Raw genomic sequence first — 809 nt, 5'->3', positions numbered from 1 at the left:
CGCCACCGATGCCGCCAAGCGCTGGCGTGATTCCGACAAGAAGCTGCGCGAGCAACGCCTCGATGGCGACGTGTGCCCCATCGGCTACACCGGCCGGCTTCCCCAAGCGCAGTTCGACGCTGCCTATGACGACGCGGAGAAGCTGCACCAGGCCATGAGCGCGTACTTCACCGCCCTCGGCGAACTCGCCTCGGACCAGTTGCCCGACCTCGCCAAGACGGCCGCCCCTTCGCTCGAGGGCATCAAGGGCGCCGGCGCCAAGGTTCGCCCGAAGAGGAGGCCGCCGTGCAAGGACTGTTCGCGCTGCTCCAGCGGGGGCTCGACGCCTACCGCCACAAGAAGCTCCGCGAGCTGATGACGTCCTCGCATGGCGACGTCGCTCGCGTGCTGGGCCTCATGCGCAAGCTCGCCGACGTCTACGCCGAAGGCCTGCGGGGCGAACGCATCCAGGCGATCAACTTCGTGAAGTGCGAGATCGGGCAATCCGATCTCGGCGACAAGTACCTCGGCCGACGGGAGCTCGCTCGCGTTGGGGCGGACTACGACAAGGCACTGAGCGCGATCGCCACCTACAAGGCGGCACTTCAAAAGCTCGCCGACGACCACGACCGGATTCGCGGCGCGCTGGCGATGGACCGCGACGCGATGACGCGCACGCTGAAGGCGATCGCCGCGACGGCCAAGGAACTCGACAAGGCCCACGACGCCGTGGCCAAGCTCTAGGGAGGGCGCATGACCGACACGACCCTGGCGTACAGCGCCGACGAACTGGTACAGCTGGCCAAGGCCCTCGACGACATGGCCGAGGC

2 protein-coding genes are annotated in these 809 nt (G+C 67.9%); both read left to right on the top strand.

Features of this window, described 5'->3' with window-relative positions:
• On the top strand, positions 1-355 hold a 355-nt coding region (locus FUT87_RS29765), incomplete at its 5' end, for a hypothetical protein (protein WP_186830827.1).
• A complete protein-coding gene (locus FUT87_RS28190; RefSeq protein WP_147243087.1) occupies positions 286-723 on the top strand; it encodes a hypothetical protein in 438 nt (145 codons plus the stop codon). The genes FUT87_RS29765 and FUT87_RS28190, both read left to right, overlap by 70 nt.
• The last annotated feature ends 86 nt before the right edge of the window (positions 724-809 follow it).

It is taken from the genome of Mitsuaria sp. TWR114, assembly GCF_007997345.1.
The sequence above is the reverse complement of the archived record's forward strand: the minus strand, read 5'-3'. Positions and strand labels throughout refer to the sequence as shown.